This is a genomic window from Chromobacterium sp. FG89 (genome assembly GCF_057808735.1).
On record NZ_JBMDIQ010000006.1, the window covers coordinates 166,759 to 183,979 of the forward strand.

21 protein-coding genes are annotated in these 17,221 nt (G+C 66.5%); 18 read left to right on the forward strand and 3 right to left on the reverse strand.

Features of this window, described 5'->3' with window-relative positions; genetic code table 11:
- Positions 1–10 precede the first annotated feature (10 nt).
- The 18 genes from fliE (at position 11) to ACODRW_RS08410 (ending at position 14,239) form a co-directional block, all read left to right on the forward strand.
- Entirely contained in the window at positions 11–352 is a 342-nt protein-coding gene (fliE, locus tag ACODRW_RS08325; RefSeq protein ID WP_107798659.1) for a flagellar hook-basal body complex protein FliE, read from the forward strand.
- A gap of 12 nt (positions 353–364) precedes the next feature.
- On the forward strand, positions 365–2,068 hold the full coding sequence (gene fliF, locus ACODRW_RS08330; protein WP_107798660.1) for a flagellar basal-body MS-ring/collar protein FliF: 1,704 nt from the start codon (positions 365–367) through the stop codon (positions 2,066–2,068).
- Positions 2,052–3,104, forward strand: coding sequence for a flagellar motor switch protein FliG (locus ACODRW_RS08335; RefSeq protein ID WP_048415757.1), 1,053 nt, complete (start codon positions 2,052–2,054; stop codon positions 3,102–3,104). Before fliF ends, ACODRW_RS08335 begins: the two co-directional genes overlap by 17 nt.
- On the forward strand, positions 3,101–3,808 hold the full coding sequence (fliH, locus tag ACODRW_RS08340) for a flagellar assembly protein FliH (protein WP_107798661.1): 708 nt from the start codon (positions 3,101–3,103) through the stop codon (positions 3,806–3,808). Before ACODRW_RS08335 ends, fliH begins: the two co-directional genes overlap by 4 nt.
- 3 nt (positions 3,809–3,811) lie before the next feature.
- Positions 3,812–5,125 carry a flagellar protein export ATPase FliI gene (fliI, locus tag ACODRW_RS08345; RefSeq protein ID WP_227104207.1) on the forward strand — a complete coding sequence of 438 codons (1,314 nt, stop codon included), beginning with the start codon at positions 3,812–3,814 and terminating at the stop codon, positions 5,123–5,125.
- Positions 5,122–5,556, forward strand: a complete 435-nt coding sequence (gene fliJ / locus ACODRW_RS08350; protein WP_043590291.1) for a flagellar export protein FliJ — start codon at positions 5,122–5,124, stop codon at positions 5,554–5,556. The genes fliI and fliJ overlap by 4 nt, the downstream gene beginning before the upstream one ends.
- Positions 5,557–5,687: 131 nt before the next feature.
- Positions 5,688–7,031 (forward strand): flagellar filament capping protein FliD, encoded by a 1,344-nt coding sequence (gene fliD / locus ACODRW_RS08355; RefSeq protein WP_227104205.1) that lies wholly within the window; start codon positions 5,688–5,690, stop codon positions 7,029–7,031.
- Positions 7,032–7,116: 85 nt separating this feature from the next.
- On the forward strand, positions 7,117–7,509 hold the full coding sequence (gene fliS / locus ACODRW_RS08360; RefSeq protein WP_048407819.1) for a flagellar export chaperone FliS: 393 nt from the start codon (positions 7,117–7,119) through the stop codon (positions 7,507–7,509).
- On the forward strand, positions 7,496–7,783 hold the full coding sequence (locus tag ACODRW_RS08365; RefSeq protein ID WP_235087531.1) for an ABC transporter substrate-binding protein: 288 nt from the start codon (positions 7,496–7,498) through the stop codon (positions 7,781–7,783). Before fliS ends, ACODRW_RS08365 begins: the two co-directional genes overlap by 14 nt.
- Positions 7,780–8,787 (forward strand): flagellar hook-length control protein FliK, encoded by a 1,008-nt coding sequence (locus ACODRW_RS08370; RefSeq protein ID WP_488905519.1) that lies wholly within the window; start codon positions 7,780–7,782, stop codon positions 8,785–8,787. The genes ACODRW_RS08365 and ACODRW_RS08370 overlap by 4 nt, the downstream gene beginning before the upstream one ends.
- 17 nt (positions 8,788–8,804) lie before the next feature.
- Positions 8,805–9,248, forward strand: coding sequence for a flagellar basal body-associated FliL family protein (locus ACODRW_RS08375; protein WP_107799889.1), 444 nt, complete (start codon positions 8,805–8,807; stop codon positions 9,246–9,248).
- Between the two features lie 6 nt (positions 9,249–9,254).
- The gene (locus ACODRW_RS08380; RefSeq protein WP_107799888.1) at positions 9,255–9,947 is read left to right on the forward strand and encodes an RNA polymerase sigma factor FliA; all 693 of its coding nucleotides are present in this window, start codon (positions 9,255–9,257) and stop codon (positions 9,945–9,947) included.
- A gap of 17 nt (positions 9,948–9,964) precedes the next feature.
- Positions 9,965–10,831: a flagellar motor stator protein MotA gene (gene motA, locus ACODRW_RS08385; RefSeq protein ID WP_107799887.1), complete on the forward strand. Its 867-nt coding sequence runs from the start codon at positions 9,965–9,967 to the stop codon at positions 10,829–10,831.
- A gap of 13 nt (positions 10,832–10,844) precedes the next feature.
- Positions 10,845–11,828, forward strand: a complete 984-nt coding sequence (locus ACODRW_RS08390; RefSeq protein ID WP_227104202.1) for a flagellar motor protein MotB — start codon at positions 10,845–10,847, stop codon at positions 11,826–11,828.
- A 223-nt stretch (positions 11,829–12,051) separates the two neighbouring features.
- A complete protein-coding gene (locus tag ACODRW_RS08395) occupies positions 12,052–12,744 on the forward strand; it encodes a Crp/Fnr family transcriptional regulator (protein WP_107799885.1) in 693 nt (230 codons plus the stop codon).
- A 102-nt stretch (positions 12,745–12,846) separates the two neighbouring features.
- A complete protein-coding gene (gene flgM / locus ACODRW_RS08400) occupies positions 12,847–13,116 on the forward strand; it encodes a flagellar biosynthesis anti-sigma factor FlgM (protein WP_048415766.1) in 270 nt (89 codons plus the stop codon).
- Positions 13,117–13,542 (forward strand): flagellar export chaperone FlgN, encoded by a 426-nt coding sequence (gene flgN / locus ACODRW_RS08405; RefSeq protein ID WP_107799884.1) that lies wholly within the window; start codon positions 13,117–13,119, stop codon positions 13,540–13,542. It abuts the gene before it with no gap.
- Positions 13,523–14,239, forward strand: a complete 717-nt coding sequence (locus ACODRW_RS08410; RefSeq protein WP_486635559.1) for a glucosaminidase domain-containing protein — start codon at positions 13,523–13,525, stop codon at positions 14,237–14,239. Before flgN ends, ACODRW_RS08410 begins: the two co-directional genes overlap by 20 nt.
- Positions 14,240–14,734: 495 nt before the next feature.
- On the opposite strand, the gene ACODRW_RS08415 is transcribed toward ACODRW_RS08410, so the two are convergent.
- The 3 genes from ACODRW_RS08415 to ACODRW_RS08425 form a co-directional block, all read right to left on the reverse strand.
- Positions 14,735–15,142, reverse strand: coding sequence for a VOC family protein (locus ACODRW_RS08415; RefSeq protein ID WP_488905520.1), 408 nt, complete (start codon positions 15,140–15,142; stop codon positions 14,735–14,737).
- A gap of 122 nt (positions 15,143–15,264) precedes the next feature.
- The gene (locus tag ACODRW_RS08420; protein WP_488905521.1) at positions 15,265–16,443 is read right to left on the reverse strand and encodes an MFS transporter; all 1,179 of its coding nucleotides are present in this window, start codon (positions 16,441–16,443) and stop codon (positions 15,265–15,267) included.
- 15 nt (positions 16,444–16,458) lie between these two features.
- Entirely contained in the window at positions 16,459–17,193 is a 735-nt protein-coding gene (locus ACODRW_RS08425; protein ID WP_107799881.1) for a hypothetical protein, read from the reverse strand.
- Between the last annotated feature and the right edge of the window lie 28 nt (positions 17,194–17,221).

Consider the following 17,221-nt stretch of genomic DNA (forward strand, 5'->3'; position numbering starts at 1 on the left):
AGGATTTCCGATGGCGACCAACCTGGGTTTGATGATTCATGCCGACCGCAAGCAAATGCTCGGCGAAATGGCCGGGATGGCGCGCGGCGCGCCGATTGCGCCGCCGCAACACAGCGAAGAGCCGGCCTCCGCCGCCAGCTTCTCCGACGCCATGGGCGCCGCCGTCCGCGATGTGGACGCGCAGAACCGCGCCGCCTCCGAAAAAATGGCCGATGTGGACAGCGGCAAGAGCGACGACCTGGTCGGCGCCATGCTGATGAGCCAGGAAGCCAGCCTGTCGTTCTCCATGCTGATGCAAGTGCGCAATAAGGTGGTGGGCGCCGTGGACGACTTGATCAAGATGCAGCTGTAAGCCGCGAGGACCATGCCCGTGTTGAATCGTTTCCGCAGCGGCGTCGCGGCCGTGCAAACCCGTCTGGGCGGCCGTTGGCCCGTTTCCGGACCCTCTCTGCGCCTGGCGCTGCCCATCGTCGCGCTGGCCATCGGCCTCACCGTGATGATCAGCCTGTGGCTGTGGCGCGACGACGCCAGCTACAAGCCGGTGTTCGGCGCCCAGGAAAAAGTGGTGGCCGCCGACATGATGGCGGTGCTGGACGCCGAGAAAATCCCCTATCGCATCCATCCGCAAACCGGCCAGGTGCTGGTGCCGGACAGCCAGCTGGGCCGCGTGCGCATGCAGCTGGCGGCCAAGGGCGTGGTGGCGCAGCTGCCGTCCGGCCTGGAGCTGCTGGACAAGAACGACCCGCTGGGCGTCAGCCAGTTCGTCCAGGACGTGCGCTTCCGCCGCGGCCTGGAGGGCGAGCTGGTGCAAAGCATTCTGGCGCTGGAGCCGGTGTCCGCCGCGCGCGTGCATCTGTCGCTGCCGCGCGCCACGTCTTTTGTCGGCGCCGTCAACGACAAGGGCTCCGCCTCGGTGGTGGTCACCCTCAAGCCCGGCCAGCAACTGAGCAACGAGCAAGTGGCCGCGGTGATCAAGCTGGTGGCCGGCAGCGTGTCCACGCTGTCGCCGTCCCAGGTCACCCTGGTGGACCAGGCCGGCAATCTGCTGTCCTCGCGCGTGGATCTGAGCGACGACGGGGTGCTGGGCGGCAATGAGAGCGACGCCGCGCGCCGCTTCCGCGAGGAAGCGCTGCAAAACGTCCGCGATCTGCTGACCCCGGTGCTGGGCAAGGACAATTTCAAGGTCAGCGTCACCGCCGACGTGGACAACGACCGCGTCGAGGAAACCCGCGAGAAATACGGCGAGGCGCCCAAGGTCACCAACGAGGCCTCGCGCGAGGAAACCTCCACCGAGAAAATGGCGCTGGGCGTGCCCGGCTCGCTGAGCAACCGCCCGGTCAACACCGACGCCTCCGGCCCGGCCTCGGAAAAAGCCGGCAACAGCAAGAACGCCGTCACCCGCCAATACGCCTACGACCGCAGCGTCACCCAGATCAAGAAGGCGCGCGGCACGCTGCGCCGCCTCAGCGTGGCCGTGGTGCTGAACCAGGCCGCCGCGCCGGCCAAGGGCGGCTGGAAGCCGGCCGAACTGGCCAATGTCGACAAGGTGCTGCGCAACGGCCTGGGCATACACGCCGAGCGCGGCGACACCCTGGCTGTGTCCACGCTCAACTTCTCCGCGCTGTCCGAGCCGGAACCGATCTGGATGCAGCAGGACACCTGGTTCGAAGCCGCGCGCTGGGCCGTTTACGCCTTCGGCCTGCTGCTGGCCTACCTGCTGCTGGCGCGTCCGCTGCTGAAGATGCTGCGTCAGCTGACCGACCGCCAGCTGCGCGAATACCAGCAGCCGGAAGCGCTGGAACTGAAACCCGATCCGCTGATGGACGGCGCCGACCTGCGCGCCGCGCGCCAGGCGCAGCTGTCCTCCGCGCCGCAGCCGGCGGCCTTGGCCGCGGCCGGCGCCGGCGCCAGCCCGGTGGTGCCGCTGCTGGAAAACTACGATCTGCCGCCGGCCGGCTCCAGCGTCGACGTCTTGGTCGACCATCTGAAAGGCCTGGCCGCCAAAGAGCCGGAACGCGTCGCCGAAGTCGTCAAACAATGGGTGCAGAAAAATGGACGAAACCAATAACGCCGTAGCGCCGGCCCTGCCGCCGGCCGCCGCCGCGCCCGCCGCCGAAGCGATGAACACCATCGAGCAGGCCGCCGTGCTCTTGCTGTGCATGGGCGAGGAGCCCGCCGCCGCCGTGCTGCGCTGCCTGAGCCGCGAAGAACTGCTGCAAGTGACCCAGGCGATGTCCGGCATGAGCGGCATCAAGGTGGACGCGGTCAAGACCACGATTCAGAAATTCTTCGACGAATACCGCGAGCAGAGCGGGGTGCACGGCGCCAGCCGCGCCTTCCTCAAGCGCTCGCTGGATCTGGCGCTGGGCAGCGACATCGCCAACAGCGTGCTGGACACCATCTACGGCGACGCCATCCGTCCCAAGATGGCGCGGCTGCAATGGGTGTCGCCGCAATGGCTGGCGGACCGCATCGCCGGCGAACACGTGCGCATGCAGGCGGTGTTCCTCGCCTTCCTGCCGCCGGCCTTGGCCGGCCAGGTGGTGGACGCGCTGCCGGCGGACAGCCGCGACAGCGTGCTGGTCAACGTGGCCCGGCTCAAGGACGTGGACCGCGAACTCCTGGAAGAGCTGGAAGAACTGGTCAACCGCTGTCTGGAAAGCCTGCACACCCAGAGCACCGCGGTGGAAGGCATGCAGCAGACCGCCGACATCCTCAACCGCCTGCCGGGCGACCGCCAGCGCATGATGGAACTGCTGCGCGCCCACGATCCGGACATCGTCGAGGAAATCGAAACCCGCATGTACGACTTCTTCATCCTGTCGCGTCAGACCGAGGCCGTGCTGATGCGCATCAGCGAAGACATTCCGCTGGAGCAATGGGCGATCGCGCTCAAGGGCGCGGAGCCGGCGGTGCGCGAGGCCATCGTCCAGACCATGCCGCGCCGTCAGGCGCAAAACTTCGACGCCATGATGCGCCGCTCCGGCCCGGTGCCGCTGAGCCGCGTGGAAGAAGTGCGCGCCGACATCATGGCTCAGGTCAAACAGCTGGCCCAGGCCGGCGAAATCGACCTGCAGCTGTTCCCAGAGGAAGTGGTCGAGTGAAGGCCTGGCGCCCCTTCCGCTTCCCGCCGCTGATCCACAGCGCGCTGGACCTGCCGCTGAACGCGCAGGACTCCGCCCAGATCCAGGCCTCCGCCGCCGACGGCTTCCGTCAGGGCATGGACGCCGGTTACAACGAAGGCCTGGCCAGCGGGGAAGCCGCCGGCCGCGAGGCCGGCTACGCCGCGGGCCTGGAGCAGGGCCGCCAGGAAGGGCAGGCGGCCGCGCGCCGCGAAGCCCTGGCCGAGCTGGCCGACCTGGGCCGGCCGCTGGAGGCCGCGCTGGCCGAACTGCGCCGCGTCAGCGAGGAATACCAGGCGGCGATGCGCGACGAGGTGGTGGAACTGGTGGCCAAGGTGGCGCGCCAGGTCATCCGCTGCGAATTGGCGCTCAAGCCGGTGCAGATCCTGGACCTGGTGGACGAAACCCTGGCCGCCTTGCCGCCGGGCCAATACCAGCAGGACGAGGTGGAAATCCTGCTCAACGCCGAGGAATGTCAGCGTATTCGAGAGCTGGCGCCGGAGCGCGCCGCGCGCTGGCGCCTGGTGGCCGACGCGCAGCTGCCGCACGGCGAATGCCGGATCCGCACGCCGGAGTCCGAGGCCGACGCCGGCTGCCAGCAGCGGCTGGAGGCCTGCATCGCCACCGTGCGCGAACAACTGCAACACGACGCCGACGAGCCGGCGGCGGCCGAGGCGGAGGCTTAAGCCATGCTGCGCCAGGCGTTGGGACGGCTGGAACTGCCCGAGGTGCCGGTGGCCACCGTCAGCGGCCGTCTGGTGGGCGCGTCCGGCCTGCTGCTGGAAAGCGTGGGCTGTCCGCTGGAAACCGGCCAGCGCTGCGTGATCGAAACCACCGGCGGCGGCTGGCTGCAAGCCCAGGTGGTGGGCTTCAAGCGCGAAGTCTCCTACCTGATGCCGTTCAAGAAGCCGGTGGGCCTGACCACCGGCGCGCGGGTGCTGCCCGCCGCCGACGGCGGCGGCCTGATGATAGGCCCGTCCTGGCTGGGCCGCATCGTCAACGGCCTGGGCGAGCCGCTGGACGGCCTGGGCCGTCTTGGCGGCGAACAGCCGCTGGCCGCCCACCCGCCGCAAGTCAATCCCTTGAAAAAACAGCCGGTGTCCGCGCCGCTGGACGTGGGCGTGCGCGCGATCAACAGTCTGCTCACCATAGGCCGCGGCCAGCGCGTCGGCCTGTTCGCCGGTTCCGGCGTCGGCAAAAGCGTGTTGCTGGGCATGATCACCCGCCACACCGAGGCCGACGTGGTGGTGGTGGGCCTGATCGGCGAGCGCGGCCGCGAAGTGCGGGAGTTCGTCGAGCACTCGCTGGGCGAAGCCGGCCTGGCCAAGGCGGTGCTGGTGGTGGCGCCGGCCGACGAATCGCCGCTGATGCGGCTGAAGGCCACCGAACTGACTCACACCATCGCCGCCCATTTCCGCGACCAGGGCCGCAATGTGCTGCTGCTGGTGGATTCGCTGACCCGCTACGCGATGGCTCAGCGCGAAGTGGCGCTGGCACTGGGCGAACCGCCGGCCACCCGCGGTTATCCGCCGTCGGTGTTCGGCCTCTTGCCCTCGCTGGCGGAGAGCGCGGGCAACGGCGAGGGCGGCGCCGGCAGCATGAGCGCCATCTACACCGTGCTGGCCGAAGGCGATGATCAGCAAGACCCGGTGGTGGACACCGCGCGCGCCATCCTGGACGGCCACATCGTGCTGTCGCGGGAACTGGCCGAGCGCGGCCATTATCCGGCCATCGACATCGGCCGCTCGGTCAGCCGCTGCATGAGCCAGCTGACCGCGGCGGAACACGCAGAGGCGGCGCGCGGCGCGCGCGGCGCCTGGTCCCGTTACCAGGAAGTGCGCAGCCTGATCCCGCTGGGCGGCTATGTCGCCGGCGCCGACGCGGACACCGACCGCGCGGTGCGGCTGATGCCCAGGCTGGAAGCCTTTTTGCGCCAGGGCGCGGCCGAGGCCGCGAGCTATGAAGACAGTCGCAACGGTTTGATGGAGATGATCGCGACATGAACCAGCCCGAAGACGTGCGCCGCCTGGGCCTGATGGTCCAATTGCGGCAGCAGGACGTGGACCGCTTGCAAAGCGAGGTGGAAGGCAAGCGCCAGCTGCAGGAACGCTACCGCCGCAACATCCTGCGCATGGGCGAGCTCTGCGGCCAGAGCGGCGCCAGCGCCGACGCCGGCCACCCGGCTTTGGCGCGCAACTGCGCCGACTACAAGGGCGCGCTGCTGGGCCTGATGGCCTCGCAGCAGCAGGATCTGCAATTGGCCGAGGCGGACGCCGCGGTCAGCCAGCGCGCGCTGCTGCAAGCCAGCCTGCGCCGCGAAGTGATGGTCCAGGTGCGCGACCAGGCGGCGGAAAGCCTGCTGCGCCTGCGGCTGAAGAAAGAACAGAAGCAAACCGACGAACTGGCCGGGCAAGCCTGGCTGCGCGGAGCGTGATTATTCACGGCGGCTCAAGAAAAGCCGGCCGGCGGTCGCAAGGGATAGTCATTAGCGTCGATCTCAATACCGGCGATCTCATCTCGGCGCGCCGACCGCGCTCCGGCCCGCGTACAGCGAAAGGATTCTAAATGGCTATCGATTTCAGCAAGACCCCGCCCTCGGCGCTGGCCCAGAACGCCGCCAGCCTGTATCTGCAAGACGCCCAGAACCAGCTGGACAATCAGAGCAAGGCGGCGCAGGCGCGCGGCGACGCGCTGAACAAGCTGCAAAAGGCCTTGCAAGACTACCGCAGCGCGCTGAGCGGCATCACCACCAAGAAGAGCCTGGTGGCGATGAGCGCCAGCATCAGCCAGGAAGGCTTCGGCAGCGTCAGCGCCAAGGGCAACGCTCAGCCGGGCAACTACTCGCTGTTCATCGAACAAGTGGCCACCGCCCATCAGCTGTCCTTCGGCAGCCTGTCCGGCGCCAAGGCCCAGGCCGGCGACAAGATCACCATCCGCCAGGGCAGCGACAGCTTTGAAGTGGACCTCAGCAGCGCGGACCGCGACGGCGATGGCAATCTGTCTCCGTCGGAGCTGGCTTTGGCCATCAACCGCGCCAGCGGCAACAGCGGCAAGGTCAACGCCATGGTGTTGAACAACGGCGGCGCCAGCCAGCTGGTGATGTCCTCCGGCAAGACCGGCGAGAGCGGCGTCGTCACGCTGGACCTGAGCCAGGTCAGCGACGCCGGCCTGAAGAGCGGCCTCGCCAGCCCCAAGGAGCTGACCAAGGGGCAGGACGCCATCGTCTGGCTGGGCAATAAAGACACCGGCGTGCAGATGAAGCAGGCGTCCAACACCTTTGACAGCATTGACGGGGTCAACCTGACCATCAGCAAGGCGATGAAAACCGGCGACACCCCGCTGCAATTGTCGGTGTCGCGCAACGAGGCCGACACCGTCGGCAATGTGCAAGGCTTCGTCGACAGCTACAACAAGCTGGCCAGCGCCATCTCCGATCTGTCCGCTCCGGGCAAGGAAGGCAAGACCGGCGGCCCCTTCGCCAGCGACTCCGGCATCCGCAGCCTGAAAGACGGCATCAACGGCCTGCTGCGTCAGGAATACGACGGCATCACCTTGAACCAGCTGGGCATCAAGGCCAACCGCGACGGCACCCTGAGCCTGGACAGCAAGAAGCTGAACGACACCCTGAAGGACAAGCCGGACGCGCTGGACCGTTTCGTCAATGGCGACAACAAGAACGGCGTGGTCAAGCAAAGCAGCGACTACCTGGACAAATGGCTGAACGGCAGCAGTGGCCTGCTCAAGCTGCGCAAGGATTCCGAATCCCGCATCCAGAAAGATCTGGATAGCCGCCAGCTGCGGCTGAAGACCCAGTACGACCAGAGCTATAAGCGCTACCTGACGCAGTTCACCCAGCTGCAGAAGATGCAGGAAGACATGCAGAAGACTCTGGGCATGCTGTCCTTCTGAATCCAGCCCGGGTTTGCTTGGCCGCACAGAATTCGGCGGGAGGGACCCCCTCCCGCCTATTGAATTAGAACAGGAGCACGACAACGTGGAATACGACGCCTACCGCAGCTATCACGCGGTCAATCTGGAAGCGCAGACCCACGCCGCCTCGCCGGTGCAATTGGTGCTGGTGCTGTTCGACGGCCTGCTGGAAGAAATGGCGCGCGCGCGCGGCCATCTGGAAAACCAGCGCTACGAGCAAAAGGGCGAGAGCATCAGCAAGTGCATCAACATCCTCAACGGCCTGTCCAGCGCGCTGGACTTCGATTCCGGCGGCGAGGTGGTCACCAATCTGGCGCGGCTTTACGACTACTGCGCCTACCGGCTCTACCACGCCAGCGTCAATCTGGACGTGGCGGCGCTGGACGAGGCGGAACAGCTGCTGATCAAGCTCAAGGGCGGCTGGATAGGCGTGCGGGACCAGCATGAAGCCGCCTGATCCGGCCGCGCTGGAAGCCGCCATCCGCCGCGCCTGCGCCGAGCGCGACTGGGAGCGCCTGGCCGCGCTGGACCAACTCTTGGCCGAGCTGCTGCGCACCCAGCCTCAGGCGCTGGACGCCGCCGCGCGCGCCGCTCTGCGCGCCGCCTACCGCGACGCGCTGGAAGTCTGCCGCGCCGACTCCGCGGAACTACAAGACAAAATCGCCGCGCTGAGCCATCAGCGCGACGCGCAAATCGCCTACGCCGAAGTCAGCGACTGGAATCAAGCATGAACGTATCCTTGCCCCCCAATCTTCTCGCCGGCGGCGCGTCAACGCCCGCCGACGCCGCGCCGGCCGATCCCCTGCTGGACCCGAACGCGGCGGCGCCGGCGTCCGGCGGCGACTTCGCCAGCGCCTTGCTGGCCAGCCTGATGGACGGGCAGAACCCCGCGCCGGCGGCGGACGCAGACGCAGACGCCGAGGCCCCCGCGGGCGACGAGGCCAAGGCCGGAACGCCGGCGGCGCAGCCGCTCGCCCTGGCCGCGCCGCCGTTGCCGGCGACGCCGGCCATGCCGCAGCCGCTGGCTCCGACGCCGCAGGCCGGAGCGCCGGCGCAAGCCGGCGTGGACGCGGCCGCGCTTGTCGTCAGCGCCGCGACGCCGCGCCGGAGCGCCGAGGCGGCGCTGCCGGCGGACGCGCTGTCCGCCGCGCTCAACACCCTGGCGCCGTTGCCGGCCAAGCCGGCCGCGGCCGGCGAGGCTCAGGCCGGCCGCGAAACGCCGGCGCCGGCGCAAGCCGCCGCGCCCTTATTGGCCGCCATCGCGCCGCAGCCGCAGGACAAGGCCGGCGCGCCGCTGCCGGAATGGGCGCCGATCAAGCTGCCCGCGGAACAAGCGGCCAAATGGGGCGACAAGCTCAGCGCCGCGCTGGGCGAGCGCCTGCAAGTGCAAAGCAGCCACGGCATGGACCGCGCGCTGATCCGGCTGGACCCGCCCTCGCTGGGCTCGCTGGAAATCTCCATCCGCCACGAAGCCGGCGCGCTGCAAGTGCAGTTGACCGCCTCGCACGGCGAAGTGGTGCGCCAGTTGCAAGCCATCGGCGACGCGCTGCGCCAGGACCTGTCCAACCGCCAATACACCCAGGTGGCGGTGGAGGTGCGCGAAGGCGCGCCGGGGCAGGGCGGCCAGCAGCGTCAGGAACGCCAGGGGCAACAGCAGCCGCAACGCGCGCCGGGACGGGCGCTGGCGGAAGCGGGGCAGGGTGATGGACAAGGCTTCTGGCTGGGCCAGGGCTGAGCAGCGGAAGCACAAGAATGAATCGAAACATCGTAGTGATTTTGATCGTGGCCATCGTGACGGCGCTGGCCGCAGGCGGCGGCGCCTGGTGGTGGCTGAGTTCGCGCGCGCCGCAGGCCGCGGAAGCGCCCAAGCCGGCGGCGGCGCTGGACGCGCGCTTCGTCAGCATGGACAAGGTGATCGTGATGCTGCGCGGCGGGGAATCCGCCACCCGCTTCATGGCGGTGGACCTGGTGTTCCGCAGCAATGAAAAGCAGGAGGCCGAGGTCAAGTCCCAGCTGCCCTTCCTGAAGAGCATCGCCGTGCGCGCGCTGTCGGAGCTGCCGGCGGACAAGGCGCTGACGATGAGCATAGACGACTACCAGCGTTTGCTGGCCAAGGCCTATGCCGGCGGTTTTCTGCGCGAGCGACGCGACGCGCCGTTCAGCGAGGTGATGGTCAGCAAATTGATCATCGAGTAAGCCGCCATGTACGCCAGTTACGCCGAAGCCCCGGCCAGCGCCGGCGGCGAAGCCGAGGCGCTGCGTCAGTATGCTCATCTGGTCAAGCGGGTGGCACGCCAGCTCTCGTCTCAGGCCGGCGGCGTGTTCGACCGCGAAGACATGGAGCAGGTGGGGCTGATGGCCTTGCTGGAAAGCCTGCGTCGCTACGGCGAGCCGGACGACAAGTTCGCCGGCTTCGCCATTTTGCGCATTCGCGGCGCCATCCTGGACGAATTGCGCCGGCTGGACTGGCGGCCGCGCTCGGTGCGCCAGGAAGCCCACCGCGTGCGCGACGGCCTGCGCCTGCTCAGCCGCAAGCTGGGGCGCGAACCCAGCGAAGCCGAGGCGATGCAGCTGCTGGGCCTCAGCGCCGAGGCCTATCAGGAGGCGCTGCTGGCCGACAACGCGGAAGCGCTGTCCAGCTTCGACGAACTGATGGCCCAGGGCCTGGAGCCGGCGGCGGAAGACAATCCGGAACAGCGGCTGGCGCTGAAAAGCGCCTTGACCGTGGCCTTGCAGGCGCTGAACCCGCGCGAACAGCAAGTGATCCAGCTGTATTACGAATTTGAACTGAGTCTCAAGGAGATCGCGGCGGTGCTGGCGCTGACCGAAGCGCGCGTCTGCCAGATCAACAAGAGCGCTCTCAAAAAAATGCAGGCCTGCCTACAAGCGGCCTGAGCCCGAGGAAAGAAAACATGCAGCAATTATTCGGCATTCTGATCGTGCTGGTTTGTGTCTTTGGCGGCTTCATGCTGCATGGCGGCATCCTGTCCGTGATCTGGCAGCCGGTGGAGCTGCTGATCATCTGCGGCGCCGCCGTCGGCGCCATCGTGCTGGGCAACCCGCAGCACGTGCTGACGGAAATGGGCGGCCAGATCAAGCGCGTCGGCATGCGCAAGAAGTACGACGCGGAATTTCAGCGCCAGCTGCTGCTGCTGATGTACGAACTGCTGATCACCGCCAGCCAGGGCCTGAAGGCGCTGGACGAACACGTGGAGGCCCCGCGTCAGAGCGCCTTGTTCAACCGCTACCCGCTGGTGCTGGAAGAACCCAAGCTGCTGGCCTTCATCGTCGATAACTTCCGCCTGATGGCCATGGGCAAGATCAGCGCCCATGAACTGGAGGGCGTGCTGGACCAGGAGTTGGACGCCATTCACGAAGAATTGAACCAGCCGTCCAAATCGCTGCACAAGATCGCCGAGGCGATGCCGGGCTTCGGCATTCTGGCCGCGGTGCTGGGCATCGTGATGGCGATGAACAGCGTCAGCCAGGGCGCCACCGCCGGCGAGATCAGCGAGAAAGTGGCCGCCGCCATGGTGGGCACCTTCATCGGCATCTTCTTCTGCTACGGCGTGCTGGACCCGCTGTCCAATATGATGCACCAGCTGGTCAAGCAGGAGCTGTCCAACTACGAATCAGTGAAAGTGGTGTTGACCACCCATGTGTCCGGCAAGCCGCCGCTGCTGGCCATCGACGCCGGCCGCCGCCTGGTGCAGCTGAACACCAAGCCCAGCTTCTCCCAGCTGGAAACCTGGATCAACGCGCTGGAAGGCGTGAACTGAGCGGATGGCCGGCATGGCGAATAAACCCAATCGCGAGCATGAAGCCGCGGTGATCAAGAAGGTGTCGCGCCGTCAGGATTCCGAAGGGCACGGCGGCGCGTGGAAAGTGGCGTTCGCCGACTTCGTGCTGGCGCTGATGTGCTTGTTCCTGGTGCTATGGGTGCTGGCCGCGCGCGACCAGGAAAACCTGCAGCAATTGCTGACCGCCGGCGGCGGCAGCCCGCTGAAGGCCGGCGGCTCGCGCAGCATCGAGCATACCGGCACCCCGCCGGGCAGCCTGATCCCGCGCGATCCGATTCCGGGTCAGCCCACCACCACCACCAAGGCCGACTCCCTGCTGCAGGAGAGCAACAAGGTGGCCAAGAAAACCTTCGACGGACAGGGCCAGCGCAGCCTGGACAGCGTGGCGGATCTGGAAAAGCTGGCCGGCCTGCTGGCCAAGATGAGCCGCGACGCCGGCCTGGCCAGCAATCTGCAGACCGTGGTCACGCCTTACGGCTTGCGGGTGATGCTGCACGACACCGACAACCAGGGCATGTTCGAGCGCGGCAGCGCCATCGTCGAGCCGCGCTTCAAGCGGCTATTGCACGATATGGGCGAGATGTTCGGCCATATCGACAATCAATTGCTGATTGTCGGACACACGGACGCCGCGCAATACCGGACCGCCGGCTTCGGTTCGTTTTCGAACTGGGGCCTGTCCAGCAACCGCGCGATGGCGGCGCGGCTGCATCTGCTGGAAGGCGGCATGAACGCCGCCGGCATTTTGCAAGTGGTGGGCATGGCGGACCGGGCGCCGCTGGACGCCGAGCACCCGCTGGCCGCCTACAACCGCCGCATCGAGCTCTTGGTGATGACCAGCAAGCAGGCGCAGGCGGTGGTGGCCATGTTCGGACCGCCGGGACAGAGCGGCAATCGCGAGACCAGTGTTGTAAGTTCGCCACTACAGAAATCCGATCTGGATAGCGCGCTGCAAGATGGCCTAACTCCCCGCTGAACTTTTATTTTTTTGGGTTCAAAACAAAAGCCTGATTCGTTTCAGGCTTTTTTTATGTGTGTTTTTTCACACTTTTGTTAACCGCTAATATTATAATCCGCACCTGATTAATAAAAATCCGAGCGAAAGACTCGGATGATGTTGACAAAAAAAGACGCCAAAAGGCGGCAAACATCTGCGGGAAAGTCGATTCAATCGCAAGACTATCGGGGACGACGTGGTCATGAATGAAAACCACAATATCAAAGCCTTGTTAAGAGGCACACATCTGTTCGGACATCTGGACAACGACAAACTGGACAAAGCGCTGGAACTGGCCGAAAGCCGCCGCCTGAACAAGGGCGAGGTGCTGTACAACGAGGGCGATAGCGCCAACGAGGTCTATCTGCTGGCCAGCGGTTGCATGCAAGTCTTTGTTTCGGATGGACTCAGCAAGAAATACATTCTGCAAATCTGCGCTTCCGGGGAGCTGATCGGCATGGTCGGCTTCATCGACAGCGGCGAGCGCAGCTCCAATTGCGCGGCGGACGAGGACAGCCACCTGCTGGTGTTCAGCCGCGACAGCCTGATGCAGTTGTTCGATACCGAAGACGGCCTGCCGCACAGCCCGGAGGCCCGCACCCGCATCATGTGCCATCTGGTGCAAGTGGTGCGCCGCATGTCCACCAAGGCCAAGAACCTGGCGCTGATGGACGTGTACGGCCGCGTGCGCATCCTGATCAATCAAATGCTGGAAGAGCAGGACGGCGAGGAAATGGTGCTGAAAAAGCAGCTGACCCAGCAGGAAATCGCCGACCAGATCGGCTCCTCCCGCGAGATGGTGGCGCGCATCCTGAAGGAGCTGGTGTTCGGCCGCTATATCCGTCTGGAAAACCGGCGCATTGTCGTTCTGAAAATGTTACCGGTAAATTTTTAAGTTTTTTTTCAGACTGTCGCCTTGAAAGGGTAAGGGCGGGCCGCAGGGCCCGCTCCGAGCGGCCGCGCCGCTCGCACAGCCTAACCAGACGGATTCCAAACTATGCAAATCAATTCGACCTCGTCGCAACGCCGCGAACTGGCGGTCGGCGGCCAGAGCGCCGCCGCGGAAACGCCGGCCCGCGCGCCCGCCGCCGTCGCCGCGCCCGCCGCGAGCCAGGACATGGCGCCGGCGGTGGCGGAACTGCGCGCGCTGCCGGACATCGACATGAAGCGGGTGGAAGAAGTGCGCGCCGCCTTGGCGCGCGGCGAAGTGCGCTTCGACGCCGCCCGCCTGGCCGATCTGGTGGAGCAATACCACCGGAGCCGCTGAATGAATCGCGAGCAAGCCTTCAAACAACTGCTGGCCACCGTGCAGCAGGATCTGCAAGGCTACGGCCGCTTGGAGCAACTGCTGGAACAGCAGTTCGCCGCCGCGCTGGCGCATCAGGCTGACGAGCTGCGGCAGCTGGGGGCCGACATCGTCGCCCAATGCGATGCCTTGCAGGCCAGCCGCGACCAGCGCCTGCAACTGGCCGGCCAATTGCTGGGCCGCGGCCGCGCCGCCTCGATGGACGCGGTGCTCAAGCTTTTGCCCGCCGCCGCGGAACAAGCCTGCCGCCAGCGCTGGAACGCGCTGGTGGAGCAGATCCGTTTGTGCCAGACCCTGAACCTGCGCAACGGCCAGCTGCTGCAACAGCAGCAAGACCTGATGAACCGCGTGCTGAATGGAGACAGCGATGTTTACTGTGCGCAATGACATCGGCGCCGGGCCGGACTTCGGCGCCGACGCCATCGCCTTGCCGTTGATCGGCCAGGGCGGCGGGGACGGCGAGCGTTTCGCCGACCAATGGAGCGGTCAGCTGCGCAGCGAAGTGCGCGACTTCATCGAAAACGGCTCGGAGAGCTGGCCCAGCCTGTCGCCGGAAGGCGCTTGGGCGCGTCAGCGCGTCCAGGACGCCACCCTGGGCGGCAGCATGCCCTACGGCGCGGACCAGCAGGCCTTTCTCGACAGCATCGCGCCCTACGCGCAACAGGCCGCCGCCAAACTGGGCGTGGCGCCGGAATTGGTGGCCGCTCACGCGGCGCTGGAGTCCGGCTGGGGCCAGCGTCCGCTGACCCGCGCCGACGGCGGCAGCAACCACAATCTGTTCGGCATCAAGGCCGGCAAGGGCTGGCAGGGCGAAGTCAGCCGCGCCTTGACCACCGAGCATGTGGACGGCCGCGACGTGAAGCGGACGGAAAGCTTCCGCGCCTACTCCGGCCTGCAAGACGCCTTCGCCGATTACGCGCAGCTGCTGGCCGGCAATCCGCGTTATCGCGGCGCGCTGGGCGTGGGCGGCAACGCCCAGGCCTTCGCTCAGGCGCTGGCGCAGGGCGGCTACGCCACCGATCCGGGCTATGCGGACAAGCTGCAAAAGGTGGCGGCGGGCATTCAGGCTCGCAGACAGCCTTGAACGCGGACTCACGCGACACAAGCCCTGAAGGCGCTGTCCGCTTCAGGGGTTTTTTATATCCGCCGCGCGCGGCCGCCGGCGCGGCGAATAAGCGTCATTGACGATATTTAATACCAATTCAATGCCAGTTTGAATTTCGGCATTTACTCCAAACGGTTGTTTGAATTAACGCGATTAGGGCGGGCGGATTAAACCCCCTATTATCGAAGCGGTTTAGACTAGAGTATTTATGTCTAAATAAAAAAATCAAAACCAGTAATATTTAAAACCGCCAGACCCAGTTTGCCGGAGCAGCCTGTGAACCGGTGCTTAGCGCCGAAAGACGCCGCTCACGGCGGGCGCGGCGACGCCGGATTCAACAGCGGTTTGGGGTCTTGGAGCCCAGGCCTTGCGGCCGCGGAGGCGGCTCAGGGGGCCGAAGCGGCGCTCGCCGCGCCGTCAGGAAGCGCGGCAGGCATATGGTATCGCCGCAGCGCAGCAGATCGTAAACAGCTTCTAAGGTGAGGGCGGGCCTTTCAGCTCCACGACATTGCCCTCCGGGTCCTGCAAGTACAAGGAGGGGCCGTCGCCCTCGGCGCCGTAGCGCTGGGCGGTTTCCCCGGCGCTAAGGCCGTGGCTTGCGAGGTGGGCGCGTATCGCCTCCTCGTCGAAAGGCTCGACGCGGAAACAGAAGTGATCCAGATTGCGGCCTTCCGCGGCCGGCGCGCGGCCGCCGGCCCGGCCCAGCGGCCCGTCCACCGGCACCAGGTCCAGCAGCGAATGCCCGGCGCGCAACTGCAACAGCCCCAAGTCCTCGCGCCGGCGCTCCACCGTGCAGCCCAGCACCTCGCGGTAAAAGCGCTCCATCTTGGCCAGGTCGCTGACCCGCAGCACGATATGGTCGATCTCCCGAATGACAATCATGACGTTTCCTTAGTTGCATGGCATTTTGTTTTGTATTTGTCATGATGCGTCCGGCTCGCGGATTTGCAAGCGGATGCCGGAATTGTATTTCTTAATGCCAACGATAGCCTTCGAACAGCTTCTTAGGCCTGTTTGGCGTCCACCGGCCGCAAGCCCGGCCCGAAGGGCAGCAGCAAGAGCGCGCCGGCCAGGGTCAACAGCCCGGCCGCGGCGCAGAACCAGGCCACCGGCCTTGGCTCGCTGCTCAGGCCCAGCAATAGGGCGGCGGAAAAAATGCCCAGGTTCAACAAGCTGGCGTGATAGGAATTGAGGGTGCCGCGATAGCGTTCGGACAGGGTGCTCAAGCGGGCGTGGTGCAAGGGCCCGGCGCAGCCGTAGCCGAAGGCCCACAGACAGCCGGCCAGCGCCAGTTGCCACAGCGCGCTCAGGGGCAGCAGGAAGGCCAGGATGCCCAGCGCCGCCGCCAGCGCCGCGGCCGGCAGGGCGGCCTCGCCCAGCCGCCGTTGCAACGGCGGACCGCAGAGATTGCCCGCGATGACCACCAGGCCCAAGCCGCCGGCCAGCAGGCCGCCGCCGGTGGAACTGAGCGCCAGCTTGCGCGCGGCCACCTCGGCCACCACCGCGCCGAAGCCGGCGACCCAACCCAGCCACAGATAGCTGACGCATAGCCGGCGCCGCGCGCCGGGCGTGCGCCAGGCGCCGGCCAGGGTGGCCAGGAAGCCGCCGCCCGCCGTCAGGCGGCCGCCGTCGGCGCGGAACCAGCGCCGCACCGCGGCCCAGGCCAACAGGCCGGCCGCCGCCAGCGCGTAATAACTGGCCTGCCAGCCGGCGGTGTCCGCCAGCCGTCCGGCCAGCGCCGGCGTCAGCACGAAGGCCAGCATCAGCCCGATGAAGACCTGGCCCAGTCTTTGGCCCAGCTGGGCGCGCGGGGCCAGGTCCGCCACCAGCGCCAGCGCATTGGGCTGGATCACCGCCGCGCACAGCCCGCTCAGCGCGGACAGCGCGACGGCCGCGTTCAGGCCGGGGGCGGAGGGCAGCAGCGCGCAGCACAGGGCGAAGCCGAGCAGGCCCAGTTGCAAGGGCGGCCTGCGGCCAAAGCGGTCGGACAGCGGGCCGGCCAGCAGCGCGAACACGCCGTAGCACAGGCCGTAAGCGGCGGGCAGATAGGCGATGGCGCTGGAGGGCACGCCGAAATGGCGGCCCATCATGGCCATCATCGGGCCGGCCGCTACTTCGGCCGATCCGATGATGAACATGCAGCAGAACAGGGCGGCCAGCTGGCGGCGGCTTATGCCGCCCATGCGCGGCCGGAAGAATCAGAAGAAATGGATCTCAAGCCGGATATCCTCGATATGTTGCCAATCTATGCCGTCCCGGCGGTAGGCGTCCGGATCGTAGACGCCGTCATCGTAAGCGTCGTCGGGGTCTATGGACAAGCCGGCGCAGATGTAGCGGCGCAGATAGTCGTGATCGCTGGGCACGATGGCGGCCTTGCCGCCGCGCGACACGTCGAGGATGTAGTTGATGTCGCCCACCTGATAGCGCTGAATCAGCGCCGCCGCCTGGCCGAAGCCGATGTCGGCCAGCAGATCGGCGGCAAAGCGGTTGGCGCCCACCTCGAAGGACACCCGGTCCTTGCGTTTCTGCTCCGTCATCGGCGGCGGCTGATCCAGGCCGCTGCCCTGGCCGGCGGTTTCGTAATAGTGCAGCGCCGTCTGCACCCCGCGCAGGTCGTAAATATAGTCATAACGCTCGATGTTCTTGCGCCTGGCCGCGCAGATGAAAAAATAATGCCCCAGGCTGTGCAGAATCATGAAGGCGCGGGAAGCCGGCGACACCCCGCGCGCAAAGCGGATGTCGCGTCCCTTGATGATGGTCTTGATATTGAAGGGATGCGCGTCGGTTTCGGAATACTCCAATTGATACAGCTGTCGCAGCTTGGCTTGCAGCTGCTGCAGGTCCCGGGCGGACATCATGGCCAGCACTTTTTCGATCTGAGCGTCGATGTCTTCGACAACCGGGCTGTCCAATACGGCTTGGTCTAGGCTCATGGCGAGACTCCTTCCAAGTTAGGGTCAA